Genomic DNA, 17,510 nt, shown 5'->3' with positions numbered 1-17,510 from the left:
TCCGGATTTTTATGAGCCGCCAAACCCAGACCTTGCCCTTCGCCTCATTTGAGTGGGGAATTGCCGGCCGTTATCTTCGCGCAAGACGAAAAGAGGGCTTCATATCCGTAATTGCTGGATTCTCGTTCCTGGGAATCATGCTGGGTGTTGCCACGCTCATAATAGTAATGGCGGTCATGAATGGTTTTCGCGCCGAGCTGATGGATCGTATTCTCGGCTTCAACGGTCACTTTACGGCGTTCGGCATACCGGGTCCTATCACCCAGTACGAAGGCTTGGTAGGGCGGCTCAAAACTGTTCCCGGTGTTACTAAGGTCGTACCTTATGAAGAAGGCCAAGTACTGGTCTCTTCGCAGCGGACCTCAGGCGGAGCACTCGTCCGTGGCATTGGCGAGGCTGATCTTAAGTCCTTGAAGGGCATAGACACGGACCAGCTGCGAGGCACTTTGAACGGGTGGGGCACCGGAGAGGGTGTTGCTATAGGACGCCGTATGGCCTTTAGCCACAACGTTGGATTGGGCGACACCATATCGGTCATGTCGCCGAAGGGACCGGTCACGCCCTTCGGTGTTGCACCACGGGTGCGGCAGTTTCCAATTTCGGCGATCTTCGAAGTCGGAATGTCGGAGTATGACAGCTCGGTTATTTTCATGCCACTCGCGGTGGCCCAGGAATTTTTTGCCGAGGAGGAAGATGGGGTAACAGCGCTGCAGATCATGGTCGATGATCCGGGCCAGATCTCGAAATACGTTGCGCCGTTGCAGCAGGCAGCGGGTCCAGGCATCGAGCTGATTTCATGGCAGACGACCAATCGTACCTTTTTCGATGCGTTGGTTGTTGAGCGAAACGTAATGTTCCTCATCCTGACCATGATCATTCTCGTGGCCGCGCTGAACATCGTGTCCGGCTTGATCATGTTGGTGAAGGACAAAGGATCCGACATAGCAATTCTTCGGACGATGGGCGCGAGTAGGGGATCGATCATGCGCGTCTTCTTCATTACGGGCGCTGCAATTGGCGTCGTCGGCACCTTGGCTGGGGTGTCGTTGGGCGTCGCCGTCTGCCTCAATATAGAGTTCATTCGTCAAGGGCTAAGCGCTCTCACGGGCACTCAGCTCTTTTCCCCGGAGGTCTATTACCTCAGCCAGCTGCCGGCGAAGATGGAGATACATGAGACGGTGCTGATCACGGTCATGTCTTTGTTCCTTTCCTTCGTCGCCACCATTTACCCTTCATGGCGGGCGGCCCGCCTCGACCCTGTCGAGGCGCTCAGATATGAATAGGGGAAATGACGGCGCTTTGGCTGCACTTCAGTTGAAGGACATACGACGCGGCTTCAAGCAGGGCATTCAGAGGTTGGAAGTGCTGGCGGGCATTCAGCTGTCGTTGCAGGCTGGAGAAGTCGTGGCGCTCGTCGGACCTTCGGGTGCTGGCAAGTCGACCCTTTTACACATATCAGGCCTCTTGGAGCAGCCTGATTCCGGAGAGATCCTCATCGGGGGCAAAAATCTGGGACAGGCGAGTGAGGCGGAGCGTACTCGCACCAGGAGGACGGAAATTGGCTTTGTGTACCAGTTCCATCATCTTTTGCCGGAGTTCTCGGCTCTAGAAAATGTGATGCTTCCTCAGCGGCTAGCTGGCAGAAGCAAAAGCCAGGCCCGAGGACGTTCCCGGGAACTGCTCGAGAGCCTCGGTTTGTCCGCGCGCCTCTCCCATCGACCGGCAGAGCTGTCCGGCGGAGAACAGCAGCGGGTCGCGATAGCACGCGCGTTAGCCAATGAGCCTAGGATCCTGCTGGCAGACGAGCCTACTGGCAATCTTGATCCTAAAACGGCGGGCAAAGTGCACGAAGAGCTAATCAATCTCGTTCGGGGCACTGGTTTGGCCGCGCTTATTGCCACGCATAATTTGGGTCTTGCCGAGCAAATGGATCGGATGGTTAGGCTTGAGAATGGGATCCTCCTTGAAGGTCCCGCTTTAGACTAGATGGATCTATGTTGGTCCTCCAGCGGTTGGGTGGCTTCGCTTGCGGGGTTGCCCCCTGTCGAAATTGGGTTGCGGAGGGCATCCGGGCGATCTGTCGTGTCAGCGACATAGGAGATCATCGCATCAGCGATCTCGCGTTCGCCCATGATGACGCAGTCAGCACCGTGCTGTCGCAAGTGCTCGACCTCTGCATCCGAATGGGCGCGAGCGATAATCTGGAGTTCGGGGTTGATTTTACGGGCCTGCTCAATGATCTGACCAGCCTCGAACGAATGAGGAATTGCCACAATGAGCCATTTTGCACCTTCGAGATTGGCTGCCCTTATGAGCTCCGAAGCAGCGGCGTTTCCCGAAATGGCCTCCATTCCGCGCTCTCGCAGTATCTTCACCTCTTCGTCCCGCTCTTCGATGACGAGCACGGCCTTGGCCTGAGCGACGAGGGCTTCCCCGACGATCGAGCCAACACGGCCATAGCCGATCAGGACGGCATGGTCGCTCAGACCGGTTATCGGCAACTGCCGCAGAGGAGGCTCTGAGATTTCGGGCTCAATTACCGCAATCCCTGGTGCGCCTTGTTCTGGTTTTCGTTCAAATTTGGCCTCAAGAAGGGGGCGCCATTTTTCTATTGCCGCAAAGAACAGGGGGTTCAGCAAAATCGAGAGAATGGCGCCGGCCAAAATAAGGTTTCTTCCTTCCGGTGGAAGAACCTGCAAGCTGACACCCAGGCTCGCCAGGATAAAGGAAAATTCCCCAATTTGCGCCAAACTGGCTGATATAATCAGTGACGTGCCGACCGTGTAACCGAAAAGTCGGACGATGAAAAATGCGGCGACCGATTTCCCGATCACGATGATCAGAACAGTCGCAATGACTGGTCCGGGATCCCGGAGAAGGATGCTCGGGTCGAAAAGCATGCCCACTGAAACGAAGAACAAGACCGCAAACGCGTCTCGCAAAGGCAAAGTCTCCTCGGCCGCTCTTTGCGAAAGCTCGGATTCACTGAGAACCATTCCAGCGAAAAAGGCCCCCAGCGCGAAAGAAACACCGAACAGCGTGGTCGCGCCATAGGCAACGCCCAGCGCGATGGCCAGCACCGCGAGCCGGAATAATTCTCGTGACCCCATATGGGCTATACGGTGCAGGACCCAGGGGATGACTCGACGCCCGACGATCAACATCAAAGCAACGAAGGCCGCGACTTTGCCTAAGGTGATGGCAACGGTTTGGAGGATGTCGATCGAACGAGATCCTCCCATGACCAGATTTGAATTTGGGTCATCCACGCTGATCAGGAGTCCGGAAACGGCAGGCAGCAGGACGAGAGTGAGGACCATTGCGAGATCCTCGACAATGAGCCATCCGACGGCAATTCTCCCCTTCTCGTTGTCCAGCAGACGCCGCTCCTGCAGCGCGCGCAGAAGTACTACGGTGCTGGCTACTGAGAGAGCCAGACCGAACACAAGTCCAGCTCCGATCTTCCAGCCCATGAGCAGCCCAAGACCGAGGCCGAGCAGAGTGGCAAAGGCAATCTGAGCAAGAGCTCCCGGTATGGCAATTGCGCGAACAGAAAGCAGGTCCTTCAGCGAGAAATGCAGACCAACACCAAACATGAGCAGGATGACCCCAATCTCGGCTAGCTGAGTAGCCAGATCGAGGTCGGCAACAAATCCGGGTGTAAACGGGCCGGCGAGGATACCCGCCAACAGATAGCCAACGAGAGGGGAGATTCGCAGCCGATTGGCCAGAGCTCCAAGAAGGAAGGCCAGAACGATGCCTCCCACGAGGGTGCTGATCAATGGTGAAGAATGCACCCAGCTCTCCTTGCATCTATTGATTTGCGGTGGACACCTTGACAGACCGGCAGGCCCGCGGCATCTAAGCATTATGATCGAAAGTGATCATAATGCGCAAGTTTTCTCATGATGCTTACGGCGGAACAATGCCGGGCCGCTCGGGGCCTTCTCGATTGGACGCAGGAGGATCTCGCAGAGCGGGCGGGACTGTCCCGCGGCACCATTAGGGACTTTGAGAAAGGTCGTCACGATTTTCATCGTTCGACCTTGGCTCAGATCCTGTCTGCCTTGGAATTGGCTGGCGTGTTGTTTATTCCGGCGGATGCCGCTGGCCCAGGGGTCCGCCTTCGCCACGTGCCACTTGCCCGTGAATAACTGCAGGTTCCGTTGTTACGTCGTCGTAGGTCTGCGATAGACTAGGGAATGACCAGCAATACAACTAGCCCCGTCCCCTTCGTTCACCTGCGCTCACACTCAGCCTATTCGCTTTTGGAGGGCGCTCTACCCGTGAAGCAGCTGTCGTCGCTGTGCAAGAAGCACAGGATGCCTGCGCTGGTGCTGACGGACACCAATAACTTATTCGGCGCTCTCGAGTTTTCAGAATCGATGGCAGGGATGGGAGTCCAGCCGATCATCGGCATTACCCTGAGTGTTGATTTTGAAGATGCTGGCGAACGCCCGATCCGGGCTGCCGGACTGCCAAAACGCCTGCCAGTCATTGCGTTAATCGCCAAGGATGCAAAAGGCTATCAGAATCTGATGGCGCTATCGAGCCGTGCATTTCTCGACACTCCGGATGCGCAAGGCGCTCACGTGAAATTCGCACTTGTAGCTGCTCACCAGGAAGGTCTGATCTGCCTCACTGGGGGCCCTAAGGGAGTAATCAATGAGCCTCTACTGAGCGGCGATGATGCGCAGGCGCGAGCTCGGTTGGAGCATCTAAAGGAAATCTTCAACGATCGACTATACGTGGAATTGCAGCGCCACGGAATGGAAGAGGAAAGGGCGACTGAGGTTCCATTGGTGGAGCTCGCCTATGCCTTGGATCTACCGCTTGTGGCAACAAACGAGCCCTATTTTGCTGTTCCCGAGGACGCACCGGCGCATGACGCCCTGATCTGCATAGCCGAAGGATCTGTGGTGGCGGCTGAGGATCGACGCCGTCTCACCCCGGAACATTTCTTTAAATCTTCCTCCGAAATGGCCGCGCTCTTCGCTGACCTTCCGGAGGCGGTCGCAAATACTGTTGAAGTTGCGCGTCGTTGTTCGTTCCGGCCAAGGGGCCGCGAACCCATTCTTCCGCGGTACTCCACGAATGAAGGGGATGAGCTTAAGGTTCAAGCCCGCGAAGGCCTGCGAGCGCGCTTAGCTACGCGGGGCCTGGCTGCGGGCCATGAAGAGAAAGAGTATTGGGACCGGCTAGAGTTTGAACTCGACGTCATCGTAGGGATGCAGTTCCCCGGCTATTTCCTGATTGTCGCGGACTTCATCAAGTGGTCCAAGGCTCAGGACATTCCGGTCGGACCAGGTCGCGGTTCCGGCGCTGGATCAGTTGTGGCATGGGCTCTGACAATTACCGATTTGGATCCTCTGCAATTCAATCTGCTTTTCGAACGCTTTCTCAATCCTGAGCGTGTGTCGATGCCGGATTTTGACATCGATTTCTGTCAGGAACGCCGTGACGAAGTTATCGACTACGTTCAGAAAAAATATGGCCGCGAGCAGGTCGCTCAGATCATTACATTTGGAAAGCTGCAGGCTCGGGCTGTGTGTCGTGACGTAGGCCGAGTGTTGCAGATGCCCTATGGGCAAGTGGATCGTCTCTGCAAGCTCATTCCGAACAATCCCGCCAATCCGGTTACGCTGCGCCAGGCAATTGATGGCGAAGCGAGGTTACAGGAGGAGCGTGATAAGGACGAGACGACGCGGACGATGCTCGAAATGGGGCTGAAGCTGGAGGGGCTTTACCGCCATGCCTCAACCCATGCTGCCGGTGTTGTAATAGGCGACCGCCCTCTGCATGAGCTTGTGCCACTCTACCGTGATCCACGGTCTGATATGCAGGTCACCCAGTTCAACATGAAGTGGGTCGAACAGGCCGGGTTGGTGAAGTTCGATTTCCTCGGCCTCAAAACACTTACTGTTTTACAGAAGGCTTGCGCCTTGATCCGGCGCCGAGAGCCTCGTTTCGACCTCGATAAAATCGCCTATGATGACGCGAAGACTTACCAAATGCTGTCCCACGGGGACACAGTTGGGGTCTTCCAGTTGGAAAGCTCGGGATTTAAGGACCTTCTCCGAAAGGCCCTGCCGACTGTTTTGGAAGATATCATAGCGCTGGTTGCGTTGTATCGTCCTGGTCCCATGGACAACATTCCCAAATATTTGGCCGCCAAGCACGGCGAGGAGGCGCCTGAATTTCTGCACGAGGCGGTCACACCAATCACCGCGGATACTTACGGAGTGATCATCTACCAGGAACAGGTGATGCAAATCGCCCAAGTCCTTTCGGGTTATTCATTGGGTGAAGCTGACCTCCTGCGCAGGGCGATGGGCAAGAAAATCAAGTCCGAGATGGACCAACAGAAAGTCCGCTTCGTCGAGGGCGCGGTGTCGAAGGGAGTGGACAAACCTCAGGCCGAGTTCATTTTCGAGCTTGTGGCGAAATTTGCCGGATACGGGTTCAATAAATCTCACTCCGCCTGTTATGGGCTCATAGCCTATCAGACGGCCTATTTGAAGTGTAACTATCCTGTCGAATTCCTCGCCGCGTCGATGACGCTGGACAGCGGGAACACCGATAAGCTCTACCTCTTCCGTCGAGAGGCCCAGAGACTCAAGGTTAAGATCGATCCACCTTCTGTGAATCACTCGGAAATTGATTTCGTTGTTGAGGAAGGCCGAATTCACTACTCGATGGCAGCCCTCAAGAATGTTGGAAAGGGTGTTGTCGAGCACATTATGAGATTACGGGAAGAGGGCGGACCATTCGTCAGCCTTACGGATTTTGTGCGACGCATCGATCCACGGGTCGTTACCAAGCGAGCCCTGGAGAATATGATCAGAGCCGGTGCTCTGAGTGAATTCAATCCCAACCGAGCTCAGCTCCTTGCTGGCTTGGACGCGATTATGTCTATGGCCGACCGAACCGCACAAGATGCTGCATCTGGGCAGGTTGACCTTTTTTCTGGTGCAGGTCATGCAGCGACCGATGTACCGCTGCCGCATATTGAATCCTGGCTGCCAATGGAGCAACTGGCACAGGAATTCGAAGCCGTTGGCTTCTACCTTTCAGGGCATCCACTCGACGATTACATGGCTCCTCTTGCAAAAATCGGCGTGGAAAGTTGGGCGGTCTTCTCAGAAAAGGCAAAAAGCAAGGGTGCCACAGCTGGGCGTCTCGCGGGCACGGTGACGCACCGCCAAGAACGACGCTCTAAGAGCGGAAACAGGTTTGCGTTTGTGGGTTTCTCAGATCCAACGGGGCAGTTCGAAGCAGTGGTGTTTGCCGATCAGCTGGTTATGATCCGAGAGATGCTCGAACCTGGAAATGCTGTAATCCTAAGAGTGGAAGCCGATGTTGAGGGTGAGGAGACACGGCTACGGCTTCATTCTGTGGAGCCGCTGGAACGCTCGGCACAGGCTATAACATCTGGCCTGACGATTTCCGTCCGAGAAACGGTTTCAATCGAAAGCCTCGCAGCTCGCCTGGGCAACGGCGGTCGCTCTCCGGTAAGACTGAAAATGTTGCTGGGGAGCTCACGCGAGGTCGAGATGGTTCTCGGCAACAAGTTCACGATCACTCCACAGATCAAAGCCGCCATCAAGGCGATTCCGGACGTATTGGACGTGCAGGATTTGTAGAGGGAACTTTTGCCAGGATGCTCCGGGCAAAGGTGGCCGCCTTGCCTCTCATCTTGCCTGGAGCCTGATTGTTTTCCCGTTCAGGGTACTGAGTCGCCGAAGACGAGGGGCGGTTATGCCCCAACTTTTCCACAATTGTCTTTTCCCCGGTGGCGGCCACATTCATATAACCATTTGTTATTTCTTGCATTTTTTCTGCTTAGAGCCTGTGGATATCCTGTTAACCTTTCATTAAAGCCCCGCTCCCTAGGACTTATGCAGGAGATCCGTAGCCCGATTGTGTCGGTGCAGCGGAGGCTCGGAGCGAAAACGAATGACCCATTGCCTGATCATTGCGGGCCCAGCGACGGATCGTAACCACCTTGCGGTCCTGCTGAACTCCTATGGGTTCGAGATCCAGAGTGCTCAAAGCCCTGAGGAAGCACTGGCTCTTTGCAGAAACCGGATGCCCGACGTTATTATGATGCCTGACACCATGGGGACCATGAACAGCGTGGCCTTTCTGCAGCGGCTGCGACGTGCCAGGTTAGGATCAAAGCCGGTGGTGCTGATTTGCGCAGAGCAGACTTCTGCAAGCTCAATAAGTCAGGCCATTTGGGAGGGAGCATCGGAGTGCCTGATCGAGCCATTTGATGCCGATATCCTGGACTTCAAGCTTCGTCAGGTTGGGGTCGCTGGACGCGACGAGGCCGCTTAATGAAAGCTCTGCGAGCCGTTTAGACGTCAGTGCAAACAAGGGCGTCGTTTCCGTCCAAGCTTATGCTCATGCCGCAACATACAGAATCCGCATGGACCGGAAAAATGACCGCGGGGACGCTTGATGTTTCTGGATGGTGTGCGATCTGTTTGGGCTTTGCTCGTCGGTGTAGCGCTGCTCTCACTCGGCAACGGCCTACAAGGAACGCTGCTCGGGGTGCGGGCCGCGATGGAGGATTTCACGCCGGGAGTGACGGGCATTATAATGGCAGCCTATTCCGTAGGCCTGCTTATTGGGTCGGTCATTACCCCAAAACTTGTTTCCTATGTTGGTCACATTAGGGTTTTCTCGGCGCTTGCCTCGGTAGCCTCCACTGCTGCCCTGGCGTTCCCGGTATTTGTTGATCCTTACTGGTGGGGGATCATGCGGGTAATTCTGGGCTTCTGCCTGTCCGGGTTGTTTATCGTTGCCGAAAGCTGGCTGAATGCGGTTTCGACCAATCAGGATCGAGGCCGCTTGTTGTCCGTTTATATGATCATCACCTATTCCTGCATGGGGTTTGGTCAGTTTTTGCTGAATGCTGCGAGCCCTGGGGGCTTTGTTCTTTTCGTCCTGGTTTCCTGCACGGTGTCACTTGCCATGGTCCCCATGGCGCTGGTTCAACTGACGGCGCCGGATATAACTCGGCCTCGGGGGGTGAAAATTCGCGAGATTTACAGCCGATCGCCCCTTGCTGTGGTGTGTGCATTCGCCAATGGATTGGGACAGTCGGCGTTCTTTACGATGGGCGCCGTCTATGGAACACTGGCGGGCCTGACTGTGGCGGAGGTCTCGATTCTCATGGCCCTTCCACCTCTCGGTGTCATTCTTTCCCAGTATCCGATTGGACTGTTCTCTGACCGTCATGACCGACGCAGCATTTTAACTCTTCTGGCATTTGCAGCTGCACTGCTGGCAATCGGCTGTGTGCCTGCCGCAGGTCTGTCGAAAACGCTGCTGATCACGATTTTCTGCCTGTTCGGAGCCCTTGCGCTTCCGCTCTATTCGGTAGCCCTGGCTCATGCCAACGACAATTTGGACGCTGACCAGATCCTGGGCGCCAGCGGAAAGCTGGTGTTGATTTACGGGTGTGGATCGGTGGTCGGGCCTGTCCTTGTCGGCGGGATTATGAGTGCCCTCGGAGCCGTCGGATTTCCCATCTATCTTGCCGCGGTCTATGCCTTGATGGGGGCCTTCGCGATCTATCGTATGTCGCGCCGGGCGGCGCCCCCTAACCGAAGCGACTTTGTTCTCGTCAATCCTAGGATGACTCCTGTACTGCCGGCGGCAGTCATTTCAGAAACGGAGTACGGGGTCTGACGTCCTGCCCTCACAAGTTGCAGTTATGGTAAACGGTTCCTTAACGTTTAGCTGAAATCATCTCCCATAGGACAGTGTCAAGGACACTGTTGGCATATTCTGTCCTTGGGGGACGCTAATGTTGCCGACAGACGCCGTTGGTTTGGACGTTGGCTTTCTTGCTGGTGTTGCGCAGAATCCCTCTGCCTATCAAAGAATGAAGCTCGCGCGCGAACTTGCCGCCTTCGTGTCCGATGATAAGACCGGAGCGGAGGAACGCTCGGCAGTCTTGCCGGTGCTCTTAAAGCTTGCCAATGATGAGGTGGTCGCCGTTCGTCGTGCAATCGCACAAGAGGTGGAATTGGGGACACATGTTCCACCCGAGCTAGCCTTTGCTATTGCTGCAGATGAAGATGGGATTGCTCTGCCCTTTTTGACTGTTTGCCCAGGCTTGAGCAGCGGCACTTTAGTGGCAATAGCGCGTGTGGGTGACGCCGAACGATTGATTGCAATCGCGAAGCGTTCCGTTCTTCCGCGGGCGGTGCTCGGGATCCTTATCAAGCAGGGTACCGCGGCAGTTTGCACGCATCTGCTGGCGAACCACGCGATTAAAATTCCCATTGAAGGGTTCCGTATCCTGTTGAAGCGGTTTGGAGGCCTGACTGTTATTTGCGAGGCGATGCGCAAGCGAAAGGATCTACCGGTCGAAGTGCGCATCCAATTGACACGCATCAACAATGATCGCGTCAAGGTTGTCCTTGCCCGGCAAGGTTGGGTGCCCGATGGCCGGTTGGACGATCTCGTGACGGAGGCTGAAGAGATCTCCTTTCTTCAAATCGCAAGTGAACTTGATGCTGCCGGCCTTGAAGCAATGGTGCGATATCTGGCGACCGACAAGCTCATGACAGGAAGCTTGATTTGCCGAGCTGCCTGTCATGGTGAAATCAGTTTCCTTGTCGAGGCTTTGGCCTTTCTCGCAAGCATGCCGTCTCGGCACCTGGCTACGATCTTCGCAACGCGCAACGTTGCAAGCCTGAAGTCGGCATGTGAGCGCGCCGAATTGCCGGCCCCCTGCATTTCCCTTGTCACTCTAGCGATGCAGTGTGGCAAAGGGTACAGCCGCGAGGAGGGGCCTGTCGACTTTGCCCAGGCAATGGTTAATCGAGCAACCCAGCAGCGGGGCAGGCGGAATCAGGCCGGTTTTACCGACCTGCTTAGTCTCATCGGTGCCTTCGGCCCGGAGGAGATCAAACCGGTGACCGATCGCCTGCGGGAAGGAAAATCGCGCGCCGCTTAGAGATCCTTGCACAGACGCATGGCATCGTAGATAGCTGCATGAATGTTTCGCGAAGCAACTGCGTCGCCGAGCCGAAAGAGCTGAAACTCTGCTTCTGGGCGAGTTCGCACGTCTTGCTTCTGGCCTGAAATCAATGCCCCATAGTCGACTTCGCCACGGTTGATGGACAACTCCTTCAGCGCAAAATAGATGTCATCCAAAGGCAATGTGCCGTGTTCTACGACAACTTGGTCGACGAGCCGCTCTCCAACATCTTTCTCTGCGAATTCACTCGTTAGAGTGACTGCGAGCTTATTGCCTTCTCGTCGGATTGCACGCACGCTGCTGCCGATGCTGATCCGTGCGCCACGCGACTGCAACTCCGCCATGTAAGGCGCGAAATTCAGGCCCCCGACATCGGGTGCAAAAAAACGTTCGGGCGTGACGATTTCGAGATCTGAACCTTGTTCGACGATGAACTGTGCTGTGGTCATACCTTGATGGGCACCATTGTCGTCGAACAGCAGAACATCGTCTGCGGGCTTTACGTCGCCGGAGAGGATGTCCCAGGTGGAAACGGCCAAATCCGTTCCAGTCTCGATAAGAGGCTGTTGTGGAAGGCCTCCGGTGGCGATGAGGACGACGTCTGGATGCTCAGCGAGCACATCGCTTGCTTCGGCCAACGTGTTAAATCTCAGAGCAACCCCCAACGCCTCTAGTCTCGCCATTCGCCAATCGACGATGCCGATAAATTCGCGTCGCCGCTTTAACTGCGTAAGAAGCCGGATCTGCCCGCCCGGTTTGTCTGTGGCTTCAAACAGGATCACCTCGTGTCCGCGCTCAGCGCTGACCCGAGCAGCCTCCAATCCGGCCGGACCGGCGCCGACAACGACAACCTTGCGACGCGCACCTGATGTTTTCGGCACGATATGAGGCATGGTTCGCTCGCGGCCCGTCGATGCGTTATGAATGCAAAGCGCTTCTCCCGCCTCGTAGATACGATCCAAACAGTATGTTGCTCCGACACAGGGGCGGATTTCCTCTTCCCGCTTCTCCATGATCTTGCGAACAATATGTGGATCGGCGATATGAGCACGCGTCATTCCGACCATGTCGAGCTTGCCTGTGGCAACCGCATGCCGTGCAGTGGCGACATCGTTGATGCGAGCTGCGTGGAAGACCGGAAACTTTGTCTCCCGGCGAACCTCGCCGGCAAAATCCAAATGAGGTGCCGCGCGCATCCCGTGGACGGGGATGACCTTGGTGAGGGCGGCATCGCTGTCAATGTGGCCACGTATGACGTTGAGGAAGTCGATTTGGCCGGATGCTATTAACCGACCGGCGATTTCGAGGCCCTGTTCCTTGGTGATGCCGCGGGCCCAATCCTCGTCCAGCACCAGCCGCAGACCAACGATAAAGTCTGGGCCGACCGCTGCGCGGACGGCATCCAGAACGCGGTAGGTGAATCGCAGTCGATTATCGATGTGACCGCCATATTCATCCTCCCGCTTATTTGTTGCGGGGGACCAGAACTGGTCCAGAAGATGGCCGTAAGCTTCGAATTCGATCCCATCGAGGCCGGCTTCCTGCATTCTCTGGGTGGCTGAGGCGTAATCTCCGACGATGCGGTCCATGTCCCAGTCTTCGATCTCTTTCGGAAAGGCGCGATGGGCCGGCTCACGCACCGGGGAGGGCGCCAGGACGGGAAGCCAGTCCGCCTTGTTCCATCCGGTGCGGCGGCCTAGATGGGTCAATTGGATCATGACGGCGCAGCCATGTTCGTGGCAATCATCCGTCAGTCGCCTCATGTAAGGGACTATTTCATCCTTATACGCCAGGAGATTGCCGAAGGCAGGCGGGCTATCCCGAGAGACTGAGGCGGAGCCCGCAGTCATTGTCATAGCCATACCTCCTTTGGCCTTCTCCAGGTGATAGAGGCGGTATCGCTCACCAGGCATTCCGTTGCCGTCATGATAATTTGGCTCGTGCGCGGTAGACATGATCCGGTTCTTCAGCGTGAGGTGCTTCAGCTGAAACGGCTGAAGCAGCGGATCATTGGACTGGATGAGTCTGGTCGTGGCCATGGAATCTCCGGGGAATGGCATCCTAGAGACAATCTAACCTATACCGTCGGGGATCAACATCACAGCTTGCGTGTGCGCTACACCATCCTCACAGGTGGTGTGCACCGGAGGGAAGGTTCCCTTCCAAGTTATGTTAGGCGATCCGATTACATAAGCAGAAACGCCCAGAGAGCGATGATGATTACGATTGTGGCTAAAGCGCCAGCCACGGAAAGGCCGAAAAACCAGAGGAGACGATGCTTCAAGGTGCGCTTTGGAGGCTCCGGCGACCGATCTTCTGCCTTGATTGTAAAGTCCTGCATTGATCTTTACCTTTCCGCAGAGCAAAGTGAGGCAAAGAGTTTAGGCCAAGACTGGTGCCACGAGAACCGGAAAGAGAGGCCCTCCGACCAAGTCGTTATGGTTGCTGCCAGGAGAAGGGGAGCTCAAGCGCTCTGCTGATCTGGGCGATGCTCTCGCGAGCATAGAACGTGTCATCCGGCATGAAGGCGATCGGATCGAGCAGCTTCATCTCCAGGCCTAGGATCCCTTCGACGACTGCGTGGGCGCAATAAGCAGCATAGGCCGGATTGTAACCTCCCTCTTGAACCATCAGAAGTTTGCCCCCGGTAAGCTCCTCCGCCAATGCTCGTGCTCTTTTCCCGAGTTCATAGAAGCCGTTCATAGTCACGCATTGTCGTCCATTGGGATCGAACTGGCTGGCGTCCTGACCATTGGCGATGATGATGAGGTCCGGCTCGAAGTTGCGCACGGAGGGGGCGACAATTGAGTCCCAGGCGAGCAGATAGCCAGCGTCACCTATGCCGTAGGGAAAGGGGATATTGATGTTAAAGCCTTTACCGGCACCATCGCCGCGTTCATCAGTGTATCCTGTTTGAGCATGACCTTCGCCGGCCCAGCGGCCATGGTTCATGTGCATGGATATGGTAAGGACATCTGCACGGTCATAGAAGCCGGCCTGTGTTCCATTTCCATGATGAACGTCCCAGTCGATGACGGCGACGCGCTTAATCCCTCGACGCATGGCGTGTTCGACCGACAAGCCGATATTGTTGATGAAGCAATAGCCGTCGACATACTCCCGCGATGCATGATGTCCAGGCGGCCTAACCAACGCATATGCCTTGCGGGTGCGCTCGTCGAGGATTGCCTCCATAGCCATTAGTGCACACCCCGCCGATGCGCGAATGGCGATCAAGGCGCCCGGCTTCATGAGTGTCGATAGCGCGAAGTTATGACCCTCCCTGTCACCTTGCTTCAAAAGGTGCAGGAGGTCGGGTGTGCACCAGGACAGAAGCTCCTCATCCGTGGCATGGCGGCCTTCGTTCCAGTCTATGTGTCCAGAAACAGGGCCGCGCTTCAGAACAGAGCGCATGTTGACGATGCGATCATTGCTTTCCGGATGGGCCATCTGGATGTCCAGGTATGGCGAGGGGATACCCTCGAAAACACCCGCGCCTGTGTCGTGCTTCAGACAGTCATCATGCCAGAAGACGGCGAGACGTTCGGATGAGGACATGGAGACTCCTGTGGTGTCAGAGGAAGCGCATTTCTTTAGATGGAGTGACCTGTCCCGGTCTAGCTCCGGAAAGATCATGGGTCCAGGACGGTCAAGCTAAGGATGGAAAGGCTATGGAAACGTCAGTTGAACTGGCTCCAGTCATTGCTCCCACCGTGCCGCACTGAGGGAATGCACCTTGGATTTTTATCGAGTCAGTTCTCGCATGGCGCCGTCGAGACCTTCGAGGGTGAGACCATACATGCGCTCGCCGAAAATTCGGCTGATCATCTGGGTCGACGGCGTATAGCTCCAATAACGCTCTGCCGTAGGATTGAGCCAGACAGACTTCGGGTAGATGTCCATAACCCGTTGCAGCCACATGACGCCAGCTTCCGGGTTCATGTGCTCGACCGATCCGCCTGGATGGGAAATCTCGTAAGGGCTCATGGACGCATCACCTACGAAGATGACCTTATAATCCGAGGAATAAGTATTGAGTACATCCCATGTGGATATGCGTTCCACCTGTCGGCGACGATTGTTTTTCCAAACCGTCTCGTAGAGGCAGTTATGGAAATAATAGTACTCAAGATGCTTGAACTCGCTGCGAACCGCTGAAAACAGCTCCTCGCACAACGTTATATGCGGATCCATGGAGCCGCCCACGTCGAAGAAGATCAGGACCTTCACTGCGTTGTGGCGCTCTGGAACAAAGGCAAGGTCAAGATAACCTTTGTTCGCTGTCGATTTGATCGTCGTATCAAGGTCGAGTTGATCAGCGGCACCGGTCCGTGCGAATTTTCGTAAGCGCCGCAAGGCAATCTTGATGTTCCGGGTGCCAAGCTCCACCGTATCGTCGAGATCTTTGAATTCCCGCTTGTCCCAGACCTTTACGGCGCGATTGTTGCGGTTCTTATCTTGGCCGATCCGAACACCTTCGGGATTGTAGCCATAGGCTCCGAACGGGGAGGTTCCTGCGGTGCCGATCCATTTGTTTCCCCCCTGATGACGCCCCTTTTGCTCCGCTAGGCGCTTTTGCAACTCCTCCATGATCTTGTCCCAGCCGCCGAGGGCTTCGACCATGGCTTTTTCCTCCTCAGTGAGGAATTTTTCGTTCAGCTTTCTTAGCCAATCTTCGGGGATCTCCGCAGATGCAATATCTTCGCTTGCTTCCAGACCTTTGAATATGTGGCCGAACACCTTGTCAAAACGATCGAGATTCCGTTCGTCCTTCACCAGGGCTGCTCGGGAGAGATAGTAAAACTCTTCCGTTTGATACCTGGTGACCCCTTCATCAAGGGCTTCCATGAGGGTGAGGTACTCCCGCAACGAAACAGGGATCCCTGCTGCCTTGAGCGCTTGGAAAAAGTTAATGAACATGAATGTCCTTTTAACGCGCTGTAGGCCGGTTCGACAAGCTTACGAAATGCCGGCTTGCCATTGGCGAATAGCCTCCACGGGATAGAGCAGCATCAGGATGTTGAGCGCGAGATTGTCCCGAATAACAGAAAGTGCAAGGAGTTCCATGGCGACGATGAGAGAAATCGAGATCCAGACCGGCAGGACGGCGGCCAGAAAAAACCCCGGTAACATGAAGAGGATGTCGCTGGTCGAATTGAGGATGCTGTCTCCCACATAGTGCAGGGAAACAGTTGCTGAGCGATAGCGATCAATGACCAGAGACGAGTTCTCCAGGATTTCCCAGGTAGCTTCCAGCAGGAGAGCCACAACCGCGCGGAATGCCAATGATTTTTTACCAATGATAGTCCACAGAACACCGTAAAACAGGAAGCCGTGGATGATGTGGGAGAGGGTATACCAATCTGCGATCTGCTGCGAATTCTCCGGACCGCTCGCATCATTCACCCACAGGCGTATCGTTCCGCAGGTACAGAGCGGTGTCCGCCCCATTAGGAGTAGAATTAGCGCGGTTGCGGCGACGATTGCGACACCAACAGCGATATAAGGAAGCGCCGAGCGCAGAGGGAGGGAGATTGCGCTAATCCTCTTCGTCCTTGACTGTATCGCCAATACGTCCGGCTATAGCGGATAACCGAGGGCGCTTAAGGGTTTCGAAGGGGAGGGGGCGGACGACATCGATTGCGGTAAGGCCAATGCGCGCCGTCATGATACCGTTTACAGCGCCTTCGCCCACTCTTGCGGAGAGTCTTCCCGCGAGTCCGCGTCCAATGACGTGCTGTAGTAACGTATCGGAAAAGGCGATGGATCCCGTGACGGCCAAGTGTGTCAGCACCATTTTGGCAAGGCGGATGGTGCCAAGCAGATGCGGGCGTGAACCGTAAAGGGTTGCCAGTCCCCGGAGCATCACCAAATTCTGCGCGGCCACGAAGACGACGTCGAGCGCTGCCGCGGGTGTAAGCGCTGTCAAAATGGAAACGCGACGTGACGACCGCGCGATGAGCCCCGCCGCATCGCGGTCGAGCTCCGTCATCAGCGCGCGTTCGGCCAGTCGAACGCGGTCGGCCGGATCAATTATCTCGCTTTGGCTATAGGACAGATTCTCTATCGCGCGTGCCATGTCGACTCGATGGCCATAAAGCGCCTTCAACCCCCTCAACGTCTCAGTGGCGTCCTCCTGCTTATCGCTGCGCAGCGTACGCTCCGCGAGCGCCCGAACAGTGCCGATTTGCTCCAGCCGAGATAGTCCCCAGATTTCGCGGATCACTATCGCAACCGCAGCGATTCCAGCCAAAAAGGCAAGTCCCAGTGCGGTCCAGCCAAGCCAATCCTCACGCGCAAAGAGGGTTTCTACGAAGCTATAAGCCCAATAGCTAAAGGCCATCAAAAGTAAGCCGCTTAAGGCCGACCAAAAAATGGCACCCCAGCGCCACCCACGGCGGCGGCCAGCCAGATGACGGAGTGCTGGTTGTTCTTCCTCGGTGCCTGGTGGGGAAGGGGGAGGCGGGGGCGGTGCTTCAAACACGCGCGGGCTCCTTGGCACACGCGTTCG

Annotated in this window: 13 protein-coding genes; 7 read left to right on the top strand and 6 right to left on the bottom strand. The window is 55.9% G+C overall.

What is annotated here, in order from left to right:
- Positions 1-11 precede the first annotated feature (11 nt).
- Both FKM97_RS16140 and FKM97_RS16135 read left to right on the top strand, forming a co-directional pair.
- On the top strand, positions 12-1,283 hold the full coding sequence (locus FKM97_RS16140; RefSeq protein ID WP_144293472.1) for a lipoprotein-releasing ABC transporter permease subunit: 1,272 nt from the start codon (positions 12-14) through the stop codon (positions 1,281-1,283).
- On the top strand, positions 1,276-1,986 hold the full coding sequence (locus FKM97_RS16135; RefSeq protein WP_144293471.1) for an ABC transporter ATP-binding protein: 711 nt from the start codon (positions 1,276-1,278) through the stop codon (positions 1,984-1,986). Before FKM97_RS16140 ends, FKM97_RS16135 begins: the two co-directional genes overlap by 8 nt.
- Here the strand turns inward: FKM97_RS16135 and ybaL are convergent.
- A complete protein-coding gene (ybaL, locus tag FKM97_RS16130) occupies positions 1,983-3,797 on the bottom strand; it encodes a YbaL family putative K(+) efflux transporter (protein WP_246105115.1) in 1,815 nt (604 codons plus the stop codon). The genes FKM97_RS16135 and ybaL overlap by 4 nt on opposite strands.
- Before the next feature lie 108 nt (positions 3,798-3,905).
- On the opposite strand from ybaL, the gene FKM97_RS16125 reads away from it, so the two are divergent.
- The 5 genes from FKM97_RS16125 to FKM97_RS16105 all read left to right on the top strand — a co-directional run bounded on the left by FKM97_RS16125 (position 3,906) and on the right by FKM97_RS16105 (position 10,975).
- Positions 3,906-4,154 carry a helix-turn-helix transcriptional regulator gene (locus FKM97_RS16125; protein WP_144293469.1) on the top strand — a complete coding sequence of 83 codons (249 nt, stop codon included), beginning with the start codon at positions 3,906-3,908 and terminating at the stop codon, positions 4,152-4,154.
- Between the two features lie 48 nt (positions 4,155-4,202).
- A complete protein-coding gene (dnaE, locus tag FKM97_RS16120) occupies positions 4,203-7,643 on the top strand; it encodes a DNA polymerase III subunit alpha (RefSeq protein WP_144293468.1) in 3,441 nt (1,146 codons plus the stop codon).
- Between the two features lie 313 nt (positions 7,644-7,956).
- Positions 7,957-8,340, top strand: a complete 384-nt coding sequence (locus FKM97_RS16115) for a response regulator (protein WP_144293467.1) — start codon at positions 7,957-7,959, stop codon at positions 8,338-8,340.
- 123 nt (positions 8,341-8,463) lie between these two features.
- Positions 8,464-9,699 (top strand): MFS transporter, encoded by a 1,236-nt coding sequence (locus FKM97_RS16110; RefSeq protein ID WP_246105131.1) that lies wholly within the window; start codon positions 8,464-8,466, stop codon positions 9,697-9,699.
- A gap of 118 nt (positions 9,700-9,817) precedes the next feature.
- On the top strand, positions 9,818-10,975 hold the full coding sequence (locus FKM97_RS16105; RefSeq protein WP_144293465.1) for a DUF2336 domain-containing protein: 1,158 nt from the start codon (positions 9,818-9,820) through the stop codon (positions 10,973-10,975).
- Here FKM97_RS16105 and FKM97_RS16100 read toward each other — a convergent pair.
- The 5 genes from FKM97_RS16100 to FKM97_RS16080 all read right to left on the bottom strand — a co-directional run bounded on the left by FKM97_RS16100 (position 10,972) and on the right by FKM97_RS16080 (position 17,483).
- Positions 10,972-13,020, bottom strand: coding sequence for an oxidoreductase (locus tag FKM97_RS16100; RefSeq protein ID WP_144293712.1), 2,049 nt, complete (start codon positions 13,018-13,020; stop codon positions 10,972-10,974). The genes FKM97_RS16105 and FKM97_RS16100 overlap by 4 nt on opposite strands.
- Before the next feature lie 415 nt (positions 13,021-13,435).
- Positions 13,436-14,557: an arginase family protein gene (locus tag FKM97_RS16095; RefSeq protein WP_170240951.1), complete on the bottom strand. Its 1,122-nt coding sequence runs from the start codon at positions 14,555-14,557 to the stop codon at positions 13,436-13,438.
- 186 nt (positions 14,558-14,743) lie between these two features.
- Positions 14,744-15,919, bottom strand: coding sequence for a vWA domain-containing protein (locus tag FKM97_RS16090; protein ID WP_144293463.1), 1,176 nt, complete (start codon positions 15,917-15,919; stop codon positions 14,744-14,746).
- Between the two features lie 39 nt (positions 15,920-15,958).
- The gene (locus FKM97_RS16085; protein ID WP_342783558.1) at positions 15,959-16,570 is read right to left on the bottom strand and encodes a DUF2585 family protein; all 612 of its coding nucleotides are present in this window, start codon (positions 16,568-16,570) and stop codon (positions 15,959-15,961) included.
- Positions 16,539-17,483 carry a YcjF family protein gene (locus FKM97_RS16080; protein WP_170240950.1) on the bottom strand — a complete coding sequence of 315 codons (945 nt, stop codon included), beginning with the start codon at positions 17,481-17,483 and terminating at the stop codon, positions 16,539-16,541. Before FKM97_RS16080 ends, FKM97_RS16085 begins: the two co-directional genes overlap by 32 nt.
- Positions 17,484-17,510: the final 27 nt, after the last annotated feature.

Origin of the sequence: Rhodoligotrophos appendicifer, from assembly GCF_007474605.1 — a bacterium.
In the GTDB taxonomy this organism is placed as follows: domain Bacteria; phylum Pseudomonadota; class Alphaproteobacteria; order Rhizobiales; family Im1; genus Rhodoligotrophos; species Rhodoligotrophos appendicifer.
Note: the sequence above shows the minus strand (reverse complement) of the source record. Positions and strands in the feature narration are given on the sequence as shown.

Coding starts and splice junctions, on each gene's coding strand:
- FKM97_RS16110 (WP_246105131.1), top strand. CDS start 8,464: ATGTTTCTGGATGGTGTGCGATCTGTTTGGGCTTTGCTCGTCGGTGTA.
- FKM97_RS16140 (WP_144293472.1), top strand. CDS start 12: ATGAGCCGCCAAACCCAGACCTTGCCCTTCGCCTCATTTGAGTGGGGA.
- FKM97_RS16125 (WP_144293469.1), top strand. CDS start 3,906: ATGATGCTTACGGCGGAACAATGCCGGGCCGCTCGGGGCCTTCTCGAT.
- dnaE (WP_144293468.1), top strand. CDS start 4,203: ATGACCAGCAATACAACTAGCCCCGTCCCCTTCGTTCACCTGCGCTCA.
- FKM97_RS16105 (WP_144293465.1), top strand. CDS start 9,818: ATGTTGCCGACAGACGCCGTTGGTTTGGACGTTGGCTTTCTTGCTGGT.
- FKM97_RS16135 (WP_144293471.1), top strand. CDS start 1,276: ATGAATAGGGGAAATGACGGCGCTTTGGCTGCACTTCAGTTGAAGGAC.
- FKM97_RS16115 (WP_144293467.1), top strand. CDS start 7,957: ATGACCCATTGCCTGATCATTGCGGGCCCAGCGACGGATCGTAACCAC.
- FKM97_RS16095 (WP_170240951.1), bottom strand. CDS start 14,557: ATGTCCTCATCCGAACGTCTCGCCGTCTTCTGGCATGATGACTGTCTG.
- FKM97_RS16090 (WP_144293463.1), bottom strand. CDS start 15,919: ATGTTCATTAACTTTTTCCAAGCGCTCAAGGCAGCAGGGATCCCTGTT.